Source organism: Methylobacterium oryzae, assembly GCF_021398735.1.
Classification (GTDB): domain Bacteria; phylum Pseudomonadota; class Alphaproteobacteria; order Rhizobiales; family Beijerinckiaceae; genus Methylobacterium.
On sequence record NZ_CP090349.1, the window covers coordinates 2,580,093 to 2,601,936 of the forward strand.

The following is a 21,844-nucleotide window of genomic DNA, read 5'->3' on the forward strand; positions in this document are numbered from 1 at the left end:
CCAAGGCGGCCCAGGAGGAATCATGGCGGCTGCACCGCGACAGCGCGAGCCGTCCGACGCCTACGATCTCCTGATCATCGGCGGCGGCATCAACGGCACGGGCATCGCCCGGGACGCGGCCGGCCGGGGTCTGTCGGTCCTGCTGGCCGAGCGCGGTGACTTGGCCGGCTTCACCTCCTCGTCGTCGACGAAGCTGATCCACGGCGGCCTGCGCTACCTCGAATACTACGAGTTCCGCCTCGTGCGTGAGGCGCTCGCCGAGCGCGAGCGGCTGCTGCGGCTCGCCCCGCACGTGATCTGGCCCCTGCGCTTCGTCCTGCCTCACGACGAGGGCCTGCGCCCGGCCTGGATGCTGCGGCTCGGCCTGTTCCTCTACGATCACCTCGCGCGGCTGCGCACGCTCCCGGGCTCGCACGGGGTCGACCTGCGCAGCTCCGCCTACGGGGCGCCGCTGCAGCGGCGCCTGACGCGCGGCTTCGTCTATTCCGACTGCTGGGTCGAGGACAGCCGCCTCGTGGTGCTCAACGCCATGGACGCCCGCGAGCGCGGCGCCACGGTGATGACCCGCACCGGCGTCGTCTCGGCCCGGCGCGAGGGTGACGGCTGGGTCGCGACGCTGCGCGACGAGCGCGGCGGCACCGAGCGGACGGTCCACGCGAAGGCCGTCGTCAACGCCGCCGGCCCGTGGGTCAGCGAGACGCTCGGCGGCACGCTCGGCATCAACAGCCGCGCGGCGGTGCGGCTGATCAAGGGCAGCCACATCGTGGTCAAGCGCCTGTTCGCGGGCGATCAGGCCTACATCCTGCAGCAGCCCGACAGGCGCATCATCTTCGCGATCCCCTACGAGCGCGACTTCACGCTGATCGGCACCACCGACGTCCCCTACGAGGGCGAGCCCGGCCCGGTCTCGATCTCCGAGAGCGAGACCGACTACCTCTGCGGCTGCATCAACCGCTCCTTCGACACGACGATCACCCCGGCCGACGTGGTCTGGAGCTACTCGGGCGTGCGCCCGCTCTACGACGACGCGGCCGAGAACGCGTCGGCCGTGACCCGCGACTACGTCCTCGACGTGGAGGACCAGGGCGGGGCGGCTGCGGTGCTGTCGGTCTTCGGCGGCAAGATCACGACCTACCGGCGGCTCGCCGAGCACGCGCTCGAGAAGCTGAAGCCCTACTTCCCGCACCTCGGGAAGTCCTGGACCGGCGACGCGGTCCTGCCGGGCGGCGCCATGAAGGACGCCGATTTCGACCAGTTCCTCGCCAAGCTGCGGGCCGAGACGCCGTTCCTTCCGGAGGAGACCGCCCGCCGCCTCGCCCGCGCCTACGGCACCCGGGCCCGGGACATCGTCGGGACGGCGCAGTCCCTGGCGGATCTCGGCGAGGCCTTCGACGGCGGCCTCACGGCGGCCGAGGTCGACTACCTGCGCACCGAGGAGTGGGCGGTCACCGCCGACGACATCCTGTGGCGGCGCTCCAAGCTCGGTCTGCGCACCGGCGCGGAGAGCGCCGCGCGCCTCGCCGCCTACCTCGACCGCAGGGCCGAGGCCGCCTGACGCTTTCGAACCCGATCCGGCGACAGACCGCTCGGGCCATCTAGGGGAGGGAACGATGAGCCGTTACGTCGGGGCCATCGACCAGGGCACAACCAGCAGCCGCTTCATCGTGTTCGACCGGGAGGGCAGCGTGATCGCACTCGCCCAGGCCGAGCACGCGCAGATCTACCCGGCTCCCGGCCACGTCGAGCACGACGCCACCGAGATCTGGACGAAGACCCAGAGCGTGATGCGCGAGGCCCTGGAGAAGGGCGGGCTCCAGCCCTCCGACCTCGCGGCAGTCGGCATCACCAACCAGCGCGAGACCACGCTGATCTGGGACCGGACGACCGGCAAGCCCCTGCACAACGCCCTGGTCTGGCAGGACACCCGCAACGACCGGCTGGTGGGCGAGTTCGCCCGCGACGGCGGCCGCGACCGGTTCCGCGACCTCACCGGCCTGCCGCTGGCGAGCTACTTCTCCGGCCTCAAGCTGCGCTGGCTGCTCGACCACGTCGAGGGCGCCCGGCAGAAGGCCGAGGCCGGGGACGTGCTGTTCGGCAACATCGACACGTGGCTCGTCTGGAACCTGACCGGCGGCACCGAGGGCGGCCTCCACGTCACCGACGTGACCAACGCCAGCCGCACGCAGCTCATGTCACTGAAGACCCTCGACTGGGACGAGGGCATGCTGTCGACCTTCGGCATCCCGCGGGCGATGCTGCCGAAGATCGTCTCGTCGAGCGAGGTCTACGGCGAGACCAGCGCTCCGTTCGCGGGCGTTCCGATCGCCGGCATCCTGGGCGACCAGCAGGCGGCCCTGTTCGGCCAGACCTGCTTCGCGCCGGGCGAGGCCAAGAACACCTACGGCACCGGCTGCTTCGCGCTGATGAACACCGGCGAGGAGCCGGTCCCGTCGAAGGCCGGCCTCGTCACCACGCTGGCCTACCGCCTCGACGGCCAGAAGCCGGCCTACGCGCTCGAAGGCTCGATCGCCATCACGGGCGCCCTGGTGCAGTGGCTGCGCGACAACCTGCACATGATCAAGGATTCCGCCGAGGTCGAGACGCTCGCCACGACGGTCGAGGACAACGGCGGCGTCTACTTCGTGCCGGCCTTCTCGGGCCTCTACGCGCCGCACTGGAACGAGGGCGCCCGCGGCCTGATCATCGGCCTGACCCGCTACGTCAACCGCGGCCACATCGCCCGCTCGGTGCTGGAGGCGACCGCCTTCCAGACCCGCGAGGTGCTGCAGGCCATGGCCAAGGATTCTGGCATCCCCGTCAAGGAGTTGCGGGCCGACGGCGGCATGGTCGCCAACAACACCCTGATGCAGTTCCAGTCCGACCTGCTCGACGTGCCGGTGGTGCGCCCGAAGGTGGCCGAGACCACGGCGCTCGGCGCCGCCTACGCGGCGGGTCTCGCGGTCGGCTACTGGAAGGGCCTCGACGACCTCAAGCGCAACTGGGGCGTCGACAAGCGCTGGACGCCGAAGATGGATGCCGGCCAGCGCGAGAAGATCGCCGCCGCCTGGAGCCGGGCTGTGCAGCGCTCCTTCGACTGGAAGACCGACGAGGATTGAGACGGGCTCGGGGCGCACACGCCCCGCGCAGTCCCACTCGCGCCCGCATCCGGAGCCGCTGCGCGGCGGCCTCGAAGAAGGGCTCCAGATCGCCGCGGGATCCCCGGAGGCCTTCGAAGAGGCCTCCGGGGCGCTCCGGTACCGCAGGAGAGGGTGCCGGCCCGGATCTGCGTAACCATTCGGTGACCGCCACCGGCGTTCACGCGCTCGCCAAAGCTTTGAACTTTCACAAAAAGCAGCGAACGGGGGAGACGAGACGATGACATCACCCTTCCTGGGCGAATTCCTGGGCACCATGACCCTGATCGTGCTCGGCGACGGCGTCGTGGCCGGCGCCCTGCTCAAGCATTCCAAGGGCGAGAATGCCGGCTGGATCGCCATCACGGCGGGCTGGGCCTTCGCGGTCCTCGCGGGCGTCTTCGTGGCCAACGCCACCGGCAGCGCCGACGCCCATATCAACCCGGCCGTCACCGTGGCGGGCGCGGTCAGTTCCGGCGATTTCAGCAAGATCCCCGTCTACATCCCGGCCCAGATGCTCGGCGCCTTCGTGGGCGCCGTGCTCGTCTGGCTCCACTACCTGCCGCACTGGGGCGCGACCCAGGATCCCGGCCTCAAGCTCGCCTGCTTCTGCACCGGCCCGGCGATCCGCGACGCGAAGGCCAACTGGATCTCCGAGATCATCGCGACCTTCTTCCTGATCCTGACGATCTCCGCCCTCGTGACCACCACCCTGGGCTCGGCCGGCGCGATCCCGCGGGCCGTCGCGCCCTACATGGTCGGCATGCTGGTCTGGGGCATCGGCCTGTCGCTCGGCGGCACCACCGGCTACGCCATCAATCCGGCCCGCGACCTCGGGCCGCGCGTCGCCCACGCGGTGCTGCCGATCGCCGGCAAGGGCAGCTCCGACTGGGGCTACGCGCTGATCCCGGTGGCCGCGCCCCTGGTCGGGGCGGTGCTGGCCGGGCTCTTCGTCCGGGCGCTGGGGATCTGACGGAACGGCCGCACCCTCAACCACCGCGGGGCGGCCCGGCGTCGCGGCGGTTTGCGGCGCGCGGCCTTGGGCCTTAAGTCAGGACGATCCCGACCGCGCCCCTGGGGCGCTTGCCCGCGGTGTGCCCCCGACCCATGGCCGTCGTCCTCGACACCCTGAAGAACGATCCGCGGCCGGTCCGCCTGCGCCACCCCGAGAAGGCGCACCGGCCCGACCAGCCCGTCCAGGCCAAGAAGCCGGACTGGATCCGCGTGAAGGCGCCGGGTTCGAGGGCCTGGTCCGAGACGCAGAAAATCGTGCGCGAGCACGGTCTGGTCACGGTCTGCGAGGAGGCGGGCTGCCCGAATATCGGCGAGTGCTGGGAGAAGCGGCACGCCACCTTCATGATCATGGGCGACACCTGCACGCGGGCCTGCGCCTTCTGCAACGTGCGCACCGGCCTGCCCGACGCCCTCGACCTGGGCGAGCCGGACAAGATCGCCGATTCGGTGGCCAAGCTCGGCCTGCACCACGTGGTCATCACCTCGGTGGACCGGGACGACCTGAAGGACGGCGGCGCCGAGCATTTCGCCCGGACCATCGCGGCCATCCGGCTCGCGAGCCCCGGCACGACCGTCGAGATCCTGACGCCCGACTTCCTGCGCAAGGACGGGGCGCTGGAGGTCGTGGTCGCCGCCAAGCCCGACGTGTTCAATCACAACCTGGAAACGGTGCCGGCCAAGTACCTCACGGTGCGGCCGGGTGCCCGCTACTTCCACTCGGTGCGCCTGCTGCAGCGGGTGAAGGAGCTCGACCCGACGATCTTCACCAAGTCCGGCATCATGGTGGGGCTCGGCGAGGAGCGGAACGAGGTGCTCCAGCTCATGGACGACCTGCGCTCGGCCGACGTCGACTTCCTCACCGTCGGCCAGTACCTGCAGCCGTCGAAGAAGCACCACGAGGTCGTGCGCTTCGTCCCCCCCGACGAGTTCAAGGCCTACGAGACCACCGCCTACGCCAAGGGTTTCCTGCTGGTCTCGGCCACGCCGCTCACGCGCTCGTCGCACCATGCCGGCGAGGATTTCGCGCGTTTGCAGGCGGCGCGCCTGGCCAAACTGTCGCCCGCGCTCTCGGCCTGAGGATATCCGAAGACCATGCCGTCCTTCCGGGTCACCCGCGCGGTGAAGCACACGCCGCAGCAGATGTACGACCTCGTCGCCGACGTGGAGCGCTACCCCGAGTTCCTGCCGCTCTGCGAATCCCTGCGGGTGATCCGCCGGCAGGACATGCCCGAGGGCGGCCAGGTGCTGATCGCCGAGATGGGCGTCGGCTACAAGGCGATCCGCGAGCGCTTCACCACCCGGGTCACCCTCGATCCGGCGAGTCTCAAGATCGTCGCCGAGTACATCGACGGCCCGTTCCGGCACTTGGAGAACCGCTGGCTGTTCAAGGACGGCCCCGACGGCGGCTGCAACGTCGACTTCTTCATCACCTACGAGTTCAAGAGCCGCACCCTGGGGCTCCTCATGGGCACGATGTTCGACCGCGCCTTCCGCAAGTTCACCGACGCTTTCGAGGGGCGGGCGAACCGGATGTACGGGGCGCGGGCTTAGCCGCCGTCCTCGCGCGCACCGTGAAGCGACCCAGGGAAATGGGACGCCTCCGAATGTGGCGTTGCCCTGGATTGCTTCGCTGCGCTCGCAAAGACGGTGCGCAGGGATGGCGTCAGGCCCGCAGCGACACGCGCACGTGCTCGGGCCGCACATCCATCCCGATCCTCAGCGCCGGAAGGACCTGAAGCCGCGGCAGGGCGTCGAGGAGGCGCAGGGCCAGCGGCGCCCGGAGCGGCACGTCGGCCGCCAGCGACGCGGCGATCACGCGGGACTGAATGGGGGAGGGCGCGGAAGCGCTCGGTGAAGCCCGGCTCGTCCATCGGCTGGAGGGGTGGATGGTGTCGCCGCGGAAGTCGCGCAGGAAGTCCGCGTGCGTCTCCAGAACGGTGACGTCGAGGCTCGCGCGGACGAAGAGCAGGCCGGCCATCGTCCCGGCGGGGCCCCCGCCGACGAGGCAGAGGCGGGTCGTCACCGTACCCGTGGGCCGTCCTTCCCGTGCCGCGATCAGTCGCCGAGGGCGTCCTCCAACAGACCGAGCGCGTCGGCCACGGCGGCGCGGCGGATGCCCGCGCGCCCGAGATCGCCGTAACGCCGCTCCAGGTGGCGCGTCTCGCCATCTCGCCGACTGAGGCCGAAATGCACCAGCCCCACCGGCTTCTCGGCGCTCCCGCCCCCCGGGCCGGCGATGCCGGTGATCGCGACAGCGACGGAGGCCCGCGACGCGGCCAGCGCCCCGGCGGCCATCGCCCGCGCCACGGGCTCGCTGACCGCGCCGTGCCGGCGGATCAGGTCGATGGGCACACCGATCGCCTCGGCCTTCGCGTCGTTCGAGTAGGTGACGAAGCCGCGCTCCAGGACGGCCGACGAGCCCGGTACCGCGGTGAGCAGCCCGGCCACGAGGCCGCCCGTGCAGGACTCGGCGGTGGCGACGGTGCGCCCGTCCGCCGCGTAGGCGGTCACCAGCGCCTCGGCCCGGGCGAGAAGCTCTGCGTCGTCGACCATCGCGAACGGGCTCCCCTCGGGCGCCGCCGCCCTATCTCCTGTTGTGACCCATGGCCGAGCCCGGCTCAAGGACCGGCGGCCGCCGACTGGAGACAGCCCTTCCATGATCTTCCCCGCGACCACGGCCTTCTACGCCGGGCTGCTCGCCCTCGTGTACCTAGGCCTCTCGGGATGGGTGATCGGGGCCCGCGTCTCCGGGAACGTGCTGCTCGGCGACGGCGGCGACGACACGGTCCTCAGGCGCGTGCGCTCGCACGCCAATTTCGCGGAATACGTGCCGCTGGCCCTGATCGTCATCGGCCTGCTGGAGGCGAGCGGCGGCAGCCACGGGCTCGTCCGGGCGCTGCTGGTCGCCCTGCTGGTCGCCCGGATCCTGCACCCGATCGGGATGTTCGCGCCCCCGAACTCGCCGCGCCAGTTCGCCTGCCGGGGCGGCGGCATCCTGCTGACGATGGCGGTCCTGGGCGTCGCGGCGATCGCGCTGCTGGTGCGGGTGGCCTGACACCGAGCGCGACGCGCCCAGCCCTGGCCGCCCAGCCCTGGCCGCCCAGCCCTGGCCGCCCAGCCCTGGCCGCTCAGCCCTGCCGCATCGCCGTCTCGGCCTGCGCGTCGAGGGCGGGGCCGTCCTCCTCGGGCAGCCGGACCGTCGCGGCCGCCTGGGCGGCGAGCCCCTCCGCCCGGCCGACGAAGCCGAGCTTCTCGGTGGTCGTCGCCTTGATGGAGACCGCCGAGAGCGGAACGCCCGCGATGGCGGCGATGCGCGCGCGGATCTCCTCGCGGTGCTTGCCGATGCGGGGAGCCTCGGCGAGCACGGTGATGTCGAGGTGGTCGATGCGGCCGCCGCGGGCACGGACGAGGTCGCAGGCATGGGCCAGGAACTGGTCCGAGGAAGCCCCGCGCCAGCGCTCGTCGGAGGGTGGGAAGTGGGTGCCGATATCGCCGTCCGCGATGGCCCCGAGCAGGGCGTCGGTCAGGGCGTGCAGCGCGACGTCGCCGTCCGAATGGGCGAGCACGCCGCGGTCGGCGGGGATCTTCACTCCGCCCAGCCAGACATGGTCGCCGGTGGTGAAGGCGTGCACGTCGAAGCCGGTGCCGAGGCGGGTCACGTAGGTGGTCATGGCGCGGGCTCCCGGCGCTGGCAATGCGGTGGTCTCGGTCGCGAAGGCGCGGTCCGCCTCGATCAGGTCGGCGGGCTGGGTGATCTTGCGGTTGGCGACGTCGCCCGCGAACACCACCACCGGCAGGCCGGCCCATTCGGCGAGGGCGCCGTCGTCGGTGAAACCGTCGAGGCCCTGCGCGGCGGCGTCTCGGTGGGCGCCGAGCAGCGGGCCGAACACGAAGGCCTGGGGTGTCTGGACCGCGCGCAGGTGCTCCCGCGGCGGGGTCTCGTGCACCCGGCCGATGCCGGGCGCGATGTCGACGACGCGCTTGACCGTGTCGGTGACCGGCACGCCGGGAACGGCCGCCCCGTGGTCGCGGCCAGCCGCGATCGCCCGGGCGATCAAAGCGGAATCCACGTAGGGGCGGGCGGCATCGTGGACGAGCACGATCTCGGGCGCGTCGCCGGCGGCCAGGGCCTCGAGACCGGCGCGCACGGAGAGCTGGCGCGTCGCGCCGCCCTCGACCGGCGGCGCGAGCTTGGCGCGGATCGCGGGCGCGAGTTCCTCCAGGCAGTCGCGGAAGAACTCCGCCGCGTCGGCGGCGATCACAGGCTGGATCCGCGCGATCGCGTCGTCCGCCGCGAGCGCCGCCAGGGTGCGGGTGAGGACCGCCTGGCCGCCGACTCGGCGGTACTGCTTGGGGGTGCCGCCGCCGATGCGGATGCCGCGTCCGGCCGCCACCACCACCGCGGCGACGCCGGCTCCCGCGCTGGCGGGTCCGGTGGCTGGCGTGCCGGTGGCGGGCATGGGCAACGAGCTCGTGACGTCCTGAGGGGCGGAATGGCGGCCAGCGCGCGGGCCAGGCGTGCCGCCGTGACCCTGCCGCGGAGGGTGCCCGTCGTTTAAGCGGGGGAGGGCCCGAAATCAACGCGCGGTCCCGCTTGCCAGCGGACCGGCTTTGCCTCATTGTTGTGCAGAATGACGACTGACCAATATTTGAGCGCGCTGCGCCGTGCGGGAGCGACCGCGGAGGGGGCAAACGGGACCGATCCCGCCCCGCTCTGCCTGCTCGCGCCGCTCTCGGGCGTCACCGACCTGCACATGCGCCGCATCGCCCGCCGCTGCGGCGCCGACGCGGTCGTCTCCGAGATGGTGGCGGCCCGGGAACTCGCGCGCGGGTCCGGCGAGGCCGCGATGCGCGCCGAGGGCTCCGGGGTCGACCTGCACGTGGTCCAGCTCGCGGGCTGCGAGGCGGGCCCGATGGCGGAGGCCGCCCGGATCGCGGAGGCCGGGGGCGCCGACGTGATCGACGTGAACATGGGCTGCCCGGCCAAGATCGTGACGGGGATCGCCTCGGGCTCGGCCCTGATGCGCGACCTCGACCACGCCGAGCGCCTGCTCGCCGCGGTCCGGGGCGCGGTGTCGGTCCCGGTGACGGTGAAGATGCGCCTCGGCTGGGACGACGCGAGCCGCAACGCCGTGGATCTCGCCGCCCGGGCCGAGCGGCTGGGCCTGAACGCCGTGACGGTCCACGGGCGCACCCGGCAGCAATTCTACAAAGGCAGCGCCGACTGGTCGGCGATCGGGGCCGTCGTCGCGGCGGTGTCGATCCCGGTGATCGCCAACGGCGACGTGACCGACCTCGCCAGCGCCCGCGCCTGCCTGGACGCCTCCGGCGCCGCGGGCGTCATGATCGGCCGTGCGGCGACCGGCCGCCCCTGGCTGGTCGGCCAAGTCGCCGCGGCGCTCGCGGGCCGGCCGGCCGCGGAACCGTCCCGGGCCGCGCAGGCCGTCCTGGCCGCCGAGCATTACGCGGGGCTGCTGTCGCTCTACGGCCGCGACATGGGCGTGCGCCACGCCCGCAAGCACCTCGCCGCCTATGCCGAGACCGGCGGCGCGCTGGGTCCCGCGGAACGCGCGACCCTCCTCACCACCACCGACCCGGAGATCGCGCTCAACCTGCTGGCCCGGGCCTTCGCGGGTGCGGCGAACCCCGTGCAGGAGGCCGCGTGAGCGACGAGCCCCTCCCGCGCGAACCCGGCACCCGGCGCGACACGGCCGCCGAGGCCGTCCTGAACGCGCTGCCGCTGCCGGTCCTGACCATCGGCGCCGACGAGCAGATTCTCCACTGCAACCACGCCGCGGAGGCGTTCTTCGACTACTCGGCGCGCCTGATGCAGCGCCGGCGCCTGCGCGACATCATCCCGTTCGCCTCGCCGATCATCGCGCTCGTGGCCGAGGTCCGCCGCCGCCGCGCCAGCGTCAGCGAGTACCGGGTCGAGCTGACCCAGCCGCGCCTCGGCCTGGAGCGCAGCGTCGACGTGTTCGCGACGCCGCTCGGCGACGACGGCGAGGCCGTGGTGATGATGCTCCAGGAGCGCACCATCGCCGACAAGATGAACCGCCAGCTCACCCATCGCGGCGCGGCGCGCTCGATGGTGGCGCTCGGCGCGATGCTGGCCCACGAGATCAAGAACCCGCTCGCCGGCATCCGCGGCGCGGCGCAGCTCCTCGAGAGCACCGGCGCCGAGGAGGACCGGCTGCTCACCCGCCTGATCTGCGACGAGTCGGACCGGATCGTCCGCATCGTCGAGCGCATGGAGCTGTTCGGCGACGAGCGCCCCTCGGATCGCGGCGCCGTCAACGTCCACGGGGTGCTCGACCAGGTGAAGCGCTCGGCGCAGTCGGGCTTCGCCCGGCACATCCGGTTCATCGAGACCTACGACCCGTCGCTGCCGCCGGTGCTCGGCAACCGCGACCAGCTGATCCAGGTGATCCTGAACCTCGTGAAGAACGCCGCCGAGGCGATCGGCCCGGACGCGGTCGAGGGCGAGATCACCCTGTCGACCGCCTTCCGCACCGGCCTGCGCCTGCAGGTTCCGGGCTCCCGCGAGCGGGTCAGCCTGCCGATCGAGGTGGCGGTGCGCGACAACGGCCCGGGCATCTCGGCCGACCTGCTGCCCGACCTGTTCGACCCGTTCGTCACCACCAAGGCGCAGGGTTCCGGCCTGGGTCTTGCTTTGGTGGCCAAGATCGTCGGCGATCACGGCGGGATCGTCGAGTGCGATCCCGCCCCGCGCCGCACGGCGTTCCGCATCCTTCTGCCGATGTCGAGTGCCCGGGACGGGCGCGAATCGGCGGTCGATCCGTGATGTCGATCCCCGAATCCGGCCCCCCGTCGGAGGTCTGAGTAGAGAGTCATGCCGAACGGCCACATCATCGTCGCCGACGACGACGCCGCCATCCGCACCGTGCTGAACCAAGCGCTGTCCCGGGCGGGCTACGAGGTCCGCTCGACGGGCAACTGCGCCACCCTCTGGCGCTGGGTCGCGCAGGGGGAGGGCGACCTCGTCATCACCGACGTGGTCATGCCCGACGAGAACGTGTTCGACCTGCTGCCGCGCATCAAGCGGGTGCGGCCGGAACTGCCGATCATCGTGATGAGCGCGCAGAACACCTTCATGACGGCGATCCGCGCCTCGGAGCGCGGCGCCTACGAGTACCTGCCCAAGCCCTTCGACCTGAAGGAGCTGATCGCCATCGTCGGCCGGGCGCTCTCGCGCCCCCGCGGCGCGGCGCCGGCCGGGGCGCCCCCCGAGAACGAGGACATCCCGCTGGTCGGCCGCTCGCCGGCCATGCAGGAGATCTACCGGGCGCTCGCCCGGCTGATGCCGACCGACCTCACCGTGATGATCACCGGCGAGTCGGGCACCGGCAAGGAGCTGGTCGCCCGCGCGCTGCACGATTACGGCCGCCGCCGCACCGGCCCGTTCGTGCCGGTCAACATGGCGGCGATCCCGCGCGACCTGATCGAGTCCGAGCTGTTCGGCCACGAGAAGGGCGCGTTCACGGGCGCGCTCCAGCGCTCCGCCGGCCGGTTCGAGCAGGCCGAGGGCGGCACGCTGTTCCTCGACGAGATCGGCGACATGCCCATGGAGGCGCAGACCCGGCTGCTGCGCGTGCTCCAGCAGGGCGAGTACACGACGGTGGGCGGGCGCGTCCCGATCCGCACCAACGTCCGGATCATCGCGGCCACCAACAAGGACCTGCGGGTCTCGATCCAGCAGGGCATCTTCCGCGAGGACCTGTTCTTCCGCCTCAACGTCGTGCCGCTGCGGCTGCCGGCCCTGCGCGAGCGCTCCGAGGACGTGCCGGACCTCGTCCGCCACTTCTTCGTGCTGGTCGAGCGCGAGGGCCTGACCCGGAAGACCCTGGACGGCGACGCCATGGAGCGGCTGAAGCGCTACCGCTGGCCCGGCAACGTCCGCGAGCTCGAGAACCTCGTCCGGCGGCTCGCCGCCCTCTACCCGCAGGAGACGATCACCGGCCCGGTGATCGAGGCCGAGCTCGACACGCTGCCGCTGGCGACACCCGCGGCGCCGGCCGCCAACGGCGCCGCCCGCAAGGCCAACGGCGAGTCGGAGACCCTGTCCAGCGCGGTGGAGCGCCACCTCTCGGACTACTTCTCCGGCTATCGCGACACGCTGCCGCCCCCCGGGCTGTATCACCGGATCCTGCGGGAGATCGAAGGCCCGCTGATCGGCGCGGCGCTCGCCGCCACCCGCGGCAACCAGATTCGGGCCGCGGAGCTGCTCGGCGTCAACCGCAACACCCTGCGCAAGAAGGTCCGCGACCTCGACCTGCAGGTCTTCCGGACGGCGCGGTAGGGCGATCCCCGGCCGATCCCAACACATCCCAGGTCCCGAGGTGCGCGCGGCGCGCCCCGGGATCACGCGGAGGGTGGGATGAGCGCGCTCCGGCCCGCTCTCAGCGGCCCGGCAGGATCGGGTCGCCGCGCATCAGCGCGTGCAGCCGCTCCGTGTCGAACCCGTTGGGGATGCTGGGCACGGCCGGCTTCGGCGCCGGTGCGGCCTTCGCCGTAAGCGGGATCGACCCCGTCGCCGACGGCTCGGCCTGGGCGGCACGGACCACCGGCGCCGGCGCCAGATGGGCGAGCCGGTCGGCGCTGACGAGGGCGACGGTCGCCGTCGAGACGAGGACGAGGACGGCGCCGAGGAGGGAACGCAGGATACGCAAGCGACCACCCGGGACGCGACTTGAGACGGCAACAGATTTACGGCGCGGCCGTTAACGAAGCCCCACTCCAAGTCTTCGGGAGGCGATATTGACCAACGTCCAGGCCACCGCGAGCGACAGCCCGTTCATCCAGGGCCGCAACGCGCGCCTCTACGGGAAGCCCGTGAGCGAATGCCCCTATCCGGAGGGCTCCCAGGAGCGCGCCGCGTGGATGGAGGCCTACGAGGAGGCCGCGGTCTCGGATCCGCCCGAGAAGCCGTGACGGCGGAAAACGCGGCGGCCCGGCACTGCGAGCCCGCGCGTCCGGCTTGACCTCGCCGGGCGCGGCGCGCTTCGTGCGGTGCACCGCAACGCGATCTCCGAGCCTCGATGTCCCTGAAGCCCTCGCCCGACGCCACGCAGACCTTCGCGCCCGCGACGCGCCTCGTCCACGCGGGCCGCGACCCGGGCGAGCAGCACGGCTTCGTGAACACGCCGATCTACCGCGGCTCCACGGTCCTCTACCCGACCTACGACGCGATCAAGAACCGGCGCGGGCGCTACAATTACGGCACCTCGGCGACGCCCACCATGGACGCGCTGACGGGGGCCTGGACGGAACTCGCCGGCGCCGCCGGCACCGTCGTGACGCCCTCGGGCCTCGCGGCGCTCACCGTGGCGCTGATGGCCGCGGTGTCGGCGGGCGACCACCTCCTCGTCACCGATTCCGCCTACCGGCCGACCCGCCAGTTCTGCGACGGCGTGCTGGCGCGCTACGGCGTCGAGATCACCTACTACGACCCGGTCATCGGCGCCGGCATCGCGGAACTGATGCGCCCGAACACCCGGGCCGTGCTGGTCGAGGCGCCCGGATCTCAGAGCTTCGAGATGCAGGACATCCCGGCCATCGCCGAGGTGGCGCACGCCCACGATGCCTGCGTGATCATGGACAACACCTGGGCGACGCCGCTGCTGTTCCCGCCGCACGCGCGCGGGGTCGACATCGCCGTGGAGGCCGGCACCAAGTACCTGAGCGGCGGCTCGGACCTGCTGATCGGCCTGACCTCCGCCAACGCGCGCTACTACCCGGCCGTGCGCCGCACCTTCGACCATTTCGCCATGTGCGCCGGCGCCGAGGACATCTTCCTGGCGCTGCGCGGCCTGCGGACGATGAACCTGCGGCTGCGCGAGCACGGCCGCGCCGGCCTTGAGATGGCCCGGTGGTTCCAGGCGCGCCCCGAGGTGCTGCGGGTGCTCCATCCCGGCCTGCCGGAGGATCCGGGCCACGCGATCTGGAAGCGCGACTTCGCGGGCGCCTCCGGTCTGTTCGGGGTGATCCTCAAGCCGGTGCCCGAGGCGGCGGTGGCGGCCATGCTCGACGGGCTGCAGCTCTTCGGGATGGGCTTCTCCTGGGGCGGCTTCGAGAGCCTCGTGATCCCCTTCGACTGCGCGGGCTACCGGACCGCGACCCGGTGGGCGCCCGGCGGACCGGCGCTCCGCTTCCACATCGGCCTCGAGGACACCGCCGACCTCAAGGCCGACCTCGACGCCGGCTTCGCGCGCCTCCGGGCGGCGTCGTAGGGCGGTCCCGTCCCCGACGGGCGGGGACCGGCGAACCTCAGGGCCGGGACGCGCGGCGGGAGCGGCGCCACATCCGCGCATCGTGATGTGCGTGCGCGCCGTCGCGACCGGCGACGGCACCACCGTATTTGACCTCGCGCCGCGTTCCTGATTGACCGGCCCGGCATGACCACGAGCCTCTCCGCCGGCGGCGCGCCGCGCCTTGCCCCCGTCGACCGGATCGGCCGCGGGCTCGACGCGCTGAGCCTCACCCATGCCAGGGCCGCCGCCGCCCTGCTGGCGCTGTGCCTGCTCCTGTTCCTGCCGGGCCAGATCTCGCTGCAGCCGATGGACCGCGACGAGCCCCGCTTCGCCCAGGCCTCGAAGCAGATGCTGGAGAGCGGCGACCTCGTGGATATCCGCTTCCAGGGCGAGGCGCGGCACAAGAAGCCGGTGGGGATCTACTGGGCGCAGGCCGCCGCCGTGGCGGCCGGCGAGGCGCTGGGCGTGCCCGGCGCCCGCACCCAGATCGCCCTGTACCGCATCCCGTCGCTGATCGGCGCCGTCGCCTCGGTCCTGCTCGCCTACTGGGGGGCGCTCGCCTTCCTGCCCCGACGGTCGGCGCTGCTCGCCGCCGCCCTCTACGGCGCCTGCCTGATGCTCTCGGCCGAGGCCCACCTCGCTAAGACCGACGCGCTGCTCGCCGCCTGCGCCACCGCGAGCCTCGCCGCGCTCGCCCGCGCGTGGCTGGCGCCGCGGGACGGCAGGCCGGTCTCGGGGCCGACCTTCGCGGCGTTCTGGCTCGGCATGGCGGTCGGGATCCTGGTGAAGGGGCCGATGGTGCCGCTCTTCGTCGCGCTGCCGGCGCTCGGCCTGTCGCTCGTCGCGCGGTCCGGCCGCTGGCTGCTGCCCCTGCGGCCGTGGCCGGGCCTCGCCCTGACGCTCCTGCTGGTGGCGCCCTGGTTCGCGGCGATCGCCTGGAAGAGCGGCGGCGCGTTCTACGCCGAGGCGGTCGGGCACGACATGCTCGGCAAGGTCGGCGGGGTGGCCGAGCGGCACTGGGGACCGCCCGGGGCCTACGCGCTCGTGTTCTTCGCGACCTTCTGGCCCGGGGCGGCCTTCGCCGCCATGAGCCTGCCCTTCGCGTGGCGGGCGCGGCGGGAGCCCGCCGTGATCTTCCTGATCGCCGCGGTGCTGCCGGCCTGGCTGATCTTCGAGGCGGTGCCGACCAAGCTGCCCCACTACGTGCTGCCGCTGATGCCCTGGCTCGCGATCCTGACCGTGCTGGCGCTGAACCGGGGTGCGCTGGACCCGCGCCTGCGGGGCGCCCGCCTGACGGCCCTGCTGCTGCCGGCGATCCCGGTCGCCCTGACCCTCGGCCTCTGCCTCGCCGGCTGGCGCCTGGACGCCCACACGATCCCGTGGCCGGCCCTCCCGCTGCTCGCCGCTGCCTGCGCGGTCGCATTCCTGGCCTGGCTCGCCTTCGCGCACGGGTCGGCCGAGCGCGCGCTCGTCCTCGGCGTGCTGGCCTCCGCCCTGCTCGGGCCCGCGGTGCTCGGCGTGGCGCAGCGCTCGCTGCCGGCCCTGAAGGTCTCGCCGCGGCTCGCGGCCCTGCGCGAGCGGATGCCCTGCCCGAACCCGCTCGTGGCGAGCCTCGGCTACCGCGAGCCGAGCCTCGTCTTCCTCGTCGGCACCGGCCTCGCCCTGCCGCCCGACGGGGCCGCCGCCCGGTCCTTCCTCGAGGGCGGCGGCTGCCGCCTGCTCTTCGTGGAGTCCCGGGACCGCGACGATTTCAACGCGGCCTGGCCGGTGGGACGCGGCGCGCCCGCGCCCCTGGCGGAGGTCGAGGGCTTCAACCTCAACACCGGCCGCCGGGTCTTCGTGACGGCCTACGCGGTGGCGCCGTGAGCGGATCCCCCCATCTCAGCGTCGTCGTTCCGGTCAAGAACGAGGCCGGCAACATCGCGCCCCTGGTGGCCGAGATCGAGGCCGCCTGCGCGGGCCTCGCCTTCGAGCTGATCTACGTGGATGACGGCTCCACCGACGGCACGCCGGCGGCCCTGGCGGCGGCCCGGGCGGGGCGCCCCTGGCTGCGGGTGCTGCGCCACGCGCGGAGCGGCGGCCAGTCGGCGGCGGTGCGCAGCGGCGTCCTGGCGGCCCGCGGCGGGATCGTCGCGACCCTCGACGGCGACGGCCAGAACGATCCGGCCTTCATCCCCGCGCTGCTCGAGGCCCTTGAGGCGGCGGGACCGGGGGCCGGTCTCGCCCAGGGCCAGCGGCGCGGCCGCAAGGACGGCCGCTTCAAGATGCTCCAGTCCCGGATCGCCAACGGCGTGCGCGGCCGGATCCTCAACGATTCCACCCGCGACACCGGCTGCGGCCTGAAGGTCTTCCGCCGCGCCGTGTATCTCAGGCTGCCGTATTTCGACGCCCTGCACCGGTTCATGCCGGCCCTGGTCGCCCGCGAGGGCTTCTCCGTCGTCCACCGCGACGTGGTCGACCGGCCGCGGCTGACGGGGGTGTCCAATTACGGCCTGTTCGACCGCCTCTGGGTCGGGCTCCTCGACCTCGCCGGCGTCTGGTGGCTGATCCGGCGCAAGCGCGCGGACCCGCGGCCCGAGGAGATCGCCGGCCCGGCCGGCGCGCCGGCGGAGCCGCCGGCCGGCCAACCCGCGGACCAGGACGTCGGATGCTGATCCAGCTCGCCCACGATCTGCCGGCCTATTTCTACGACGTGTTCGTCACCCGGCTCGACTTCTGGCTGGTGTTCGGAATCGTCGCCCAGGTGGTGTTCGGATCGCGCTTCATCCTGCAGTGGATCGCGAGCGAGCGGGCCGGGCGGAGCGTGATGCCGCTGTCGTTCTGGTTCCTGTCGATCCTCGGCGGGATGATGACGCTGGTCTACGGGTTCGTGCGCCGCGAGCCGGTGATCATCATCGGCCAGAGCCTCTCCACCGGCATCTACCTGCGCAACCTCGCGCTGATCTTCCGCGAGCGGCGGAGGAAGCGGGGCGCCGCATGACACGGACGCCGCTGCCCGCCTTCTACGACGACCTCGACGCCACCTTCGCGGAACTCTGGCGGCTGCTGGCGGACGGGGCCGCCCATGGCCGTGGCGGCGTCCACCTGCCGACCCTGGCGACGCTCGGGGCCGATGGCGGGCCGCGGCTGCGCACCGTGGTCCTGCGCGCCGCCGACCCGGGAGAGGGAACGCTCCGGTTCCACTGCGACCGCCGCTCCGACAAGGCCGCCGAGATCCTGGCCGCCCCCGCCTGCGCCCTCGCCGCCTACGACGCGGCCGCGAAGATCCAGATCCGCGTCGAGGGCCGCGCCGCGCTGCACACCGACGACGCTCTGGCCGAGGCGGCCTGGACCGGGTCCCGGGCGATGAGCCGGGTCTGCTACGGGGCCGAGCCCGGCCCCGGCACGTCGCTTCCGGCGGGGGACGCCTACAGCCTGCCGGACGAGACCGCGGCCGCGACGCTCGGCCGGCCGCACTTCGCCGCCGTTCTGGTTCGGGCCGAGCGGCTGGATTTCCTCTATCTCGACCGCCGCGGACACCGCCGGGCCGCCTGGCATCGGCTGGCCGGCGGGTGGTCCGGTGGCTGGATCGCGCCGTAGCCGGAGCGCCGTCCGCGAGCCGGGCCGCCCGGGGTCGGCTCGCCGGTCCAGATGGCAGCCCTGCACCGCCCGGCCTGTCGCGATCGGGCCGTCCGGGCTAAAGCCCGCGGACCCGGCCGCCCATCCGGGTCGACCGGGAGGACTCCGTGGGCCTCGTCTACGCGCTCGCCGCCTATCTGAGCTGGGGCCTCGTGGTCCCGGTGCATTTCCGGATGCTCGGGGCCTACACGCCGTACCACATCCTGTCGGAGCGGATCGTCTGGTCGAGCGTGTTCGCCGGCGCGCTGGCGCTGATCCTCGCGGCCCGCCACCGCCTCAACCTGCCGCTGCCGCTCCGGAAGCGCCACGCGCTGCTGGTGCTCTCGGCGGCGATGATCGGCGTGAACTGGCTGCTCTACCTCTACGCCGTCAGCGGCGGGCACCTGCTCGACGCGAGCCTCGGCTACTACATCAATCCCCTCGTGAGCGTGGCGTTTGGCCGGGTGGTGCTGGGCGAGCGCCTGCGGCCGGCGCAGGCCGTCGCGATCGGTATCGCCGCGACGGGCGTCGCCGTCGCGGTGGTGTGGGCCGGGGAACTGCCGCTGATGTCACTGTCGCTGGCGGTGAGCTTCGCCCTCTACGGGCTCGCCCGGAAGATCGTCGGCGTCGACGCGCTGGTCGGGTTCCTGGCCGAGACCCTGCTGCTGCTGCCGGCGGCGATCGTCTGGCTCGTCCTGTCGCCCGAGCCGTTCCTGCCGGCCGCGCCGGGGGACCGTGCCCTGCTGATGCTCACGGGGCTGACCACCGCGCTGCCGCTGATCTGGTTCGCCGCCGCGGCGGTGCGCCTGCGGCTCACGACCCTGGGCCTCCTGCAGTACGTGGCGCCGACCTGCCTGCTCGTTCTGAGCGTCCTCGTCTACGGCGAGCGCGTCGAGCCGCATCGGGCGCTGATGCTCGCGCTGATCTGGGTGGCGCTCGCGCTCTACACGATCGACGCCCTGCGGTTTCGCCGGCCGCCGGCCCCCGCGGCCCCGCGGTCGGATCCGGACGCGATGCGTGTATAAGGAATACTGGTTCAAGCCGCCGCGGGGCGGGTGACGGGACAGCGTCGGGTCGATGAGCGAGACTGAGAGCGGCCCAGGGTCCGTCACGGATGCCGATTACCGCAACCTCGCCGAGACGCTGCCGCAGCTCGCCTGGATCGCCGAGGCCGACGGCACCATCGTCTGGTACAATCAGCGCTGGTACGACTACACGGGCACCTCCCTCGACGAGATGCGGGGCTGGGGCTGGCGCACGGTCCACCACCCGGACCACGTCGCGTCGGTGACCGAGCGCTACCGCGCCGCGATCACGCTGGGCCGGTCCTGGGAAGACACGTTCCCGCTGCGCGGCCGCGACGGAAGCTACCGCTGGTTCCTGTCGAAGGCGCTGCCCTACCGGGACGAATCCGGGCGGATCCTGCGCTGGTACGGGACCAACACCGACATCACCGTCCGCCGCGCGGTCGAGGAGCGCCTGCGCCATTCCGAGCAGCGCTTCCGGGCGCTGGTGGACGCCTCGGCGGCTGTGATCTGGAACACGGATGCGGCGGGCGAGCTGATGCCGCCGCAGGTCCGGTGGAGCACCTATACCGGCCAGACCGAGGAGGCCTACCAGGGCTGGGGCTGGCTGGACGCCGTCCATCCCGACGACCGGGGTCACGCGGCCGATGCCTGGGCCGCCTGCGTGGAGGCGCGCGCGACCTACGAGGTCGAGTACAGGCTGCGCCGGCACGACGGGGCTTGGCGCGCCATGGAGGTGCGCGGCGTGCCGGTTCTCGCCGAGGACGGCTCCCTGCGGGAATGGGTCGGTACCTGCGTCGACGTCACCGAGCGCAAGGAGGCCGAGGAGGCGGTGGAGCGCGCCCGACAGGCCGCCGAGGCGGCCAACCGGGCCAAGAGCCAGTTCATCGCCAACATGAGCCACGAGCTGCGCACCCCGCTCTCGGCGGTGATCGGCTACTCCGAGATGCTCGGCGAGGAGCTGGAGGATATCGGCCAGGCCGCCCTGCTGCCGGACCTGCGCAAGATCGAGGCGGCCGCCCGTCACCTGCTGTCGCTGATCAACGACGTCCTCGACATCTCGAAGATCGAGGCCGGCCGCATGACCGCCTCGGCCGAGACCTTCACGGTGGCCGACCTGCTCCGGGACGTCACCGACTCCACCGGCTCCCTGGTCGAGAAGAAGGGCAACCGCTTCGTCCTCGACGCCGGCGCGGCGGGCGAGGCCGGCCTGGGCTCCATGCACCAGGACCAGACCAAGATCCGCCAGTGCCTGCTGAACCTGATCGGCAACGCCGCGAAGTTCACCGAGCGGGGGACGATCACCCTGACGGTGCGGCGGCACCGCGAGGCTGGGGCCGACTGGCTGTCCTTCGCGGTCGCCGACACCGGCATCGGCCTGACCGAGGCCCAGATCGACCGCCTGTTCGAGCGCTTCGTCCAGGCCGACGATTCGACCACCCGGCAGTTCGGGGGGACGGGCCTCGGGCTCGCCATCACCCGCGCGTTCTGCCGGACGATGGGCGGCGATATCGGCGTCGCCAGCACCCCGGGCGCGGGCGCGATCTTCACGATCCGCCTGCCCGCGACCCTGCGCCCGGAGGACGCGCCGCCGACCGAGGCCGAGGCGCACACGCCGGTGGAGCCGCACGAGGAGCACGAGACGGTGCTGCTGGTTGACGACGACCCGGCCGCCCGCGAGCTGCTCCAGCGCTTTTTGGAGCGCGAGGGCTTCCACGTCCGCAGCGCCAACGACGGCCGCGCCGGCCTGACGCTCGCCAGGGCCCTGAAGCCGCGGGCGATCCTGCTCGACGTCGAGATGCCGCGCATGGACGGCTGGGCGGTCCTGCACGCGGTCCGCAACGACCCCGACCTCGCCGGGACGCCGGTGATCATGACCTCGGTGGTGGCCGAGCAGGGGCTCGGCCAGGCGCTCGGCGCCACCGACTACTTCGTCAAGCCGATCGACTGGGACCGGCTCAAGGGCCTGATGGAGCGCTACCGGCCCGCGGCGCCGAACGAGGCGCGGGTCCTCGTAGTCGACGACGACGCGGATGCCCGGGAGCGCCTGCGCCGCTCGCTCGGCCGCGAGGGCTGGACCGTCGACGAGGCGGAGAACGGCCGGATCGCCCTGGAGCGGGTCAGCCAGGCGCGGCCGAGCCTGATCCTGCTCGACCTGATGATGCCCGAGATGGACGGGTTCGGCTTCCTGCGGGCGCTGCGGTCACGGCCCGACGGCGACGTGCCCGTGGTGGTGCTCACCGCCAAGGAGGTCACGGCGGCCGAGAAGGAGAGCCTGAACCGGCAGGCCGACCGGGTGATCGCCAAGGGCTCCATGAGCCTCGCGGAGATCGGCCGGCAACTGCGCGTCCTCTACGCGCGTTCGGCGACCGAGCCGGTGCCGGGGCAGCTCCAGGGATTGCTGGATCGGCTGGCCGAGAAGGACGCGGGAGAACCACGATGAGCGCGGACGGGATCGATCCGGAGAAGGCGGTGGCCATCCGGCTGCGGGCGCGGCTCGCGGTGGTGGAGCGGGCGGCGTGGTTCGGCTTCGTCCACGCGATGAAGACCCGGCCGGTCGAGACCGAGGCCTACATCGCCTCGGAGCGGGCGCGCTGCACGGACGGGTTCGGCAGCGGCGCCTGGGCCAAGGACCTCACCGACGCCGAGCGGACGATGCTCGCCGAGGAGGTCGACAGCGGGCTGGCGCAGCTGCTGGAGGATGCCCGCGCCGAGCTGTGAGGCTCGGCCGGCGGCGCGGAGCTGGTCCGCGCGTCCCGATGGCAACGAAAGACGATCTCCCGCTTTGACGGCGTGACGTCGA

General features: G+C 72.8%; 21 protein-coding genes and 1 pseudogene. 18 read left to right on the top strand and 4 right to left on the bottom strand.

The genetic code is table 11. The features are described from left to right. The first annotated feature begins 22 nt into the window (after positions 1 to 22). From glpD to LXM90_RS12435, 5 genes are all read left to right on the top strand, one after another. Positions 23 to 1,555, top strand: coding sequence for a glycerol-3-phosphate dehydrogenase (gene glpD / locus LXM90_RS12415; protein WP_234082808.1), 1,533 nt, complete (start codon positions 23 to 25; stop codon positions 1,553 to 1,555). A 55-nt stretch (positions 1,556 to 1,610) separates the two neighbouring features. After that, on the top strand, positions 1,611 to 3,116 hold the full coding sequence (glpK, locus tag LXM90_RS12420; protein ID WP_020095418.1) for a glycerol kinase GlpK: 1,506 nt from the start codon (positions 1,611 to 1,613) through the stop codon (positions 3,114 to 3,116). A gap of 259 nt (positions 3,117 to 3,375) precedes the next feature. Beyond that, complete coding sequence (locus LXM90_RS12425) at positions 3,376 to 4,107, top strand: MIP/aquaporin family protein (RefSeq protein ID WP_020095417.1); 732 nt, start codon at positions 3,376 to 3,378, stop codon at positions 4,105 to 4,107. A 134-nt stretch (positions 4,108 to 4,241) separates the two neighbouring features. After that, entirely contained in the window at positions 4,242 to 5,225 is a 984-nt protein-coding gene (lipA, locus tag LXM90_RS12430; RefSeq protein ID WP_020095416.1) for a lipoyl synthase, read from the top strand. A 15-nt stretch (positions 5,226 to 5,240) separates the two neighbouring features. Continuing rightward, complete coding sequence (locus LXM90_RS12435; protein ID WP_020095415.1) at positions 5,241 to 5,699, top strand: type II toxin-antitoxin system RatA family toxin; 459 nt, start codon at positions 5,241 to 5,243, stop codon at positions 5,697 to 5,699. A gap of 278 nt (positions 5,700 to 5,977) precedes the next feature. On the opposite strand, the pseudogene LXM90_RS12440 reads toward LXM90_RS12435, so the two are convergent. Together LXM90_RS12440 and LXM90_RS12445 are read right to left on the bottom strand one after the other, a co-directional pair. After that, positions 5,978 to 6,126: pseudogene (locus tag LXM90_RS12440) on the bottom strand (FAD-dependent oxidoreductase); the annotation flags it as partial. Positions 6,127 to 6,203: 77 nt separating this feature from the next. Then, the gene (locus LXM90_RS12445) at positions 6,204 to 6,701 is read right to left on the bottom strand and encodes a CinA family protein (RefSeq protein WP_020095414.1); all 498 of its coding nucleotides are present in this window, start codon (positions 6,699 to 6,701) and stop codon (positions 6,204 to 6,206) included. Positions 6,702 to 6,804: 103 nt separating this feature from the next. On the opposite strand from LXM90_RS12445, the gene LXM90_RS12450 reads away from it, so the two are divergent. Further along, entirely contained in the window at positions 6,805 to 7,203 is a 399-nt protein-coding gene (locus LXM90_RS12450; RefSeq protein WP_020095413.1) for an MAPEG family protein, read from the top strand. Between the two features lie 73 nt (positions 7,204 to 7,276). Here LXM90_RS12450 and LXM90_RS12455 read toward each other — a convergent pair whose 3' ends face one another. Next, entirely contained in the window at positions 7,277 to 8,608 is a 1,332-nt protein-coding gene (locus LXM90_RS12455; RefSeq protein WP_020095412.1) for a bifunctional 2-C-methyl-D-erythritol 4-phosphate cytidylyltransferase/2-C-methyl-D-erythritol 2,4-cyclodiphosphate synthase, read from the bottom strand. Positions 8,609 to 8,779: 171 nt separating this feature from the next. Between LXM90_RS12455 and dusB the strand changes: the two genes are divergently transcribed. From dusB to ntrC, 3 genes are read left to right on the top strand one after another with little or no spacing between them, the layout of a single operon-like run. Beyond that, a complete protein-coding gene (gene dusB, locus LXM90_RS12460; protein ID WP_026605285.1) occupies positions 8,780 to 9,814 on the top strand; it encodes a tRNA dihydrouridine synthase DusB in 1,035 nt (344 codons plus the stop codon). After that, positions 9,811 to 10,953: a two-component system sensor histidine kinase NtrB gene (locus tag LXM90_RS12465; protein ID WP_020095410.1), complete on the top strand. Its 1,143-nt coding sequence runs from the start codon at positions 9,811 to 9,813 to the stop codon at positions 10,951 to 10,953. The genes dusB and LXM90_RS12465 overlap by 4 nt, the downstream gene beginning before the upstream one ends. Before the next feature lie 48 nt (positions 10,954 to 11,001). Then, complete coding sequence (gene ntrC, locus LXM90_RS12470; protein ID WP_012319142.1) at positions 11,002 to 12,468, top strand: nitrogen regulation protein NR(I); 1,467 nt, start codon at positions 11,002 to 11,004, stop codon at positions 12,466 to 12,468. A 100-nt stretch (positions 12,469 to 12,568) separates the two neighbouring features. Here ntrC and LXM90_RS12475 read toward each other — a convergent pair whose 3' ends face one another. Beyond that, complete coding sequence (locus tag LXM90_RS12475) at positions 12,569 to 12,838, bottom strand: hypothetical protein (RefSeq protein WP_020095409.1); 270 nt, start codon at positions 12,836 to 12,838, stop codon at positions 12,569 to 12,571. Positions 12,839 to 12,926: 88 nt separating this feature from the next. Here LXM90_RS12475 and LXM90_RS12480 point away from each other — a divergent pair, with 88 nt between their 5' ends. The 9 genes from LXM90_RS12480 (at position 12,927) to LXM90_RS12520 (ending at position 21,762) form a co-directional block, all read left to right on the top strand. After that, a complete protein-coding gene (locus LXM90_RS12480) occupies positions 12,927 to 13,100 on the top strand; it encodes a ribosome modulation factor (RefSeq protein WP_020095408.1) in 174 nt (57 codons plus the stop codon). A gap of 107 nt (positions 13,101 to 13,207) precedes the next feature. Then, positions 13,208 to 14,398: a cystathionine beta-lyase gene (metC, locus tag LXM90_RS12485; RefSeq protein ID WP_020095407.1), complete on the top strand. Its 1,191-nt coding sequence runs from the start codon at positions 13,208 to 13,210 to the stop codon at positions 14,396 to 14,398. 165 nt (positions 14,399 to 14,563) lie between these two features. Beyond that, on the top strand, positions 14,564 to 16,285 hold the full coding sequence (locus LXM90_RS12490) for an ArnT family glycosyltransferase (RefSeq protein WP_020095406.1): 1,722 nt from the start codon (positions 14,564 to 14,566) through the stop codon (positions 16,283 to 16,285). After that, on the top strand, positions 16,282 to 17,073 hold the full coding sequence (locus LXM90_RS12495) for a glycosyltransferase (protein ID WP_020095405.1): 792 nt from the start codon (positions 16,282 to 16,284) through the stop codon (positions 17,071 to 17,073). Before LXM90_RS12490 ends, LXM90_RS12495 begins: the two co-directional genes overlap by 4 nt. Next, positions 17,067 to 17,399: a lipid-A-disaccharide synthase N-terminal domain-containing protein gene (locus tag LXM90_RS12500; protein ID WP_020095404.1), complete on the top strand. Its 333-nt coding sequence runs from the start codon at positions 17,067 to 17,069 to the stop codon at positions 17,397 to 17,399. The genes LXM90_RS12495 and LXM90_RS12500 overlap by 7 nt, the downstream gene beginning before the upstream one ends. Then, a complete protein-coding gene (locus LXM90_RS12505) occupies positions 17,396 to 17,998 on the top strand; it encodes a pyridoxamine 5'-phosphate oxidase family protein (RefSeq protein ID WP_020095403.1) in 603 nt (200 codons plus the stop codon). The genes LXM90_RS12500 and LXM90_RS12505 overlap by 4 nt, the downstream gene beginning before the upstream one ends. Positions 17,999 to 18,144: 146 nt before the next feature. After that, a complete protein-coding gene (gene rarD / locus LXM90_RS12510) occupies positions 18,145 to 19,041 on the top strand; it encodes an EamA family transporter RarD (RefSeq protein ID WP_020095402.1) in 897 nt (298 codons plus the stop codon). A gap of 52 nt (positions 19,042 to 19,093) precedes the next feature. After that, on the top strand, positions 19,094 to 21,484 hold the full coding sequence (locus LXM90_RS12515) for a response regulator (protein ID WP_020095401.1): 2,391 nt from the start codon (positions 19,094 to 19,096) through the stop codon (positions 21,482 to 21,484). Next, positions 21,481 to 21,762: a hypothetical protein gene (locus LXM90_RS12520; protein WP_020095400.1), complete on the top strand. Its 282-nt coding sequence runs from the start codon at positions 21,481 to 21,483 to the stop codon at positions 21,760 to 21,762. Before LXM90_RS12515 ends, LXM90_RS12520 begins: the two co-directional genes overlap by 4 nt. The last annotated feature ends 82 nt before the right edge of the window (positions 21,763 to 21,844 follow it).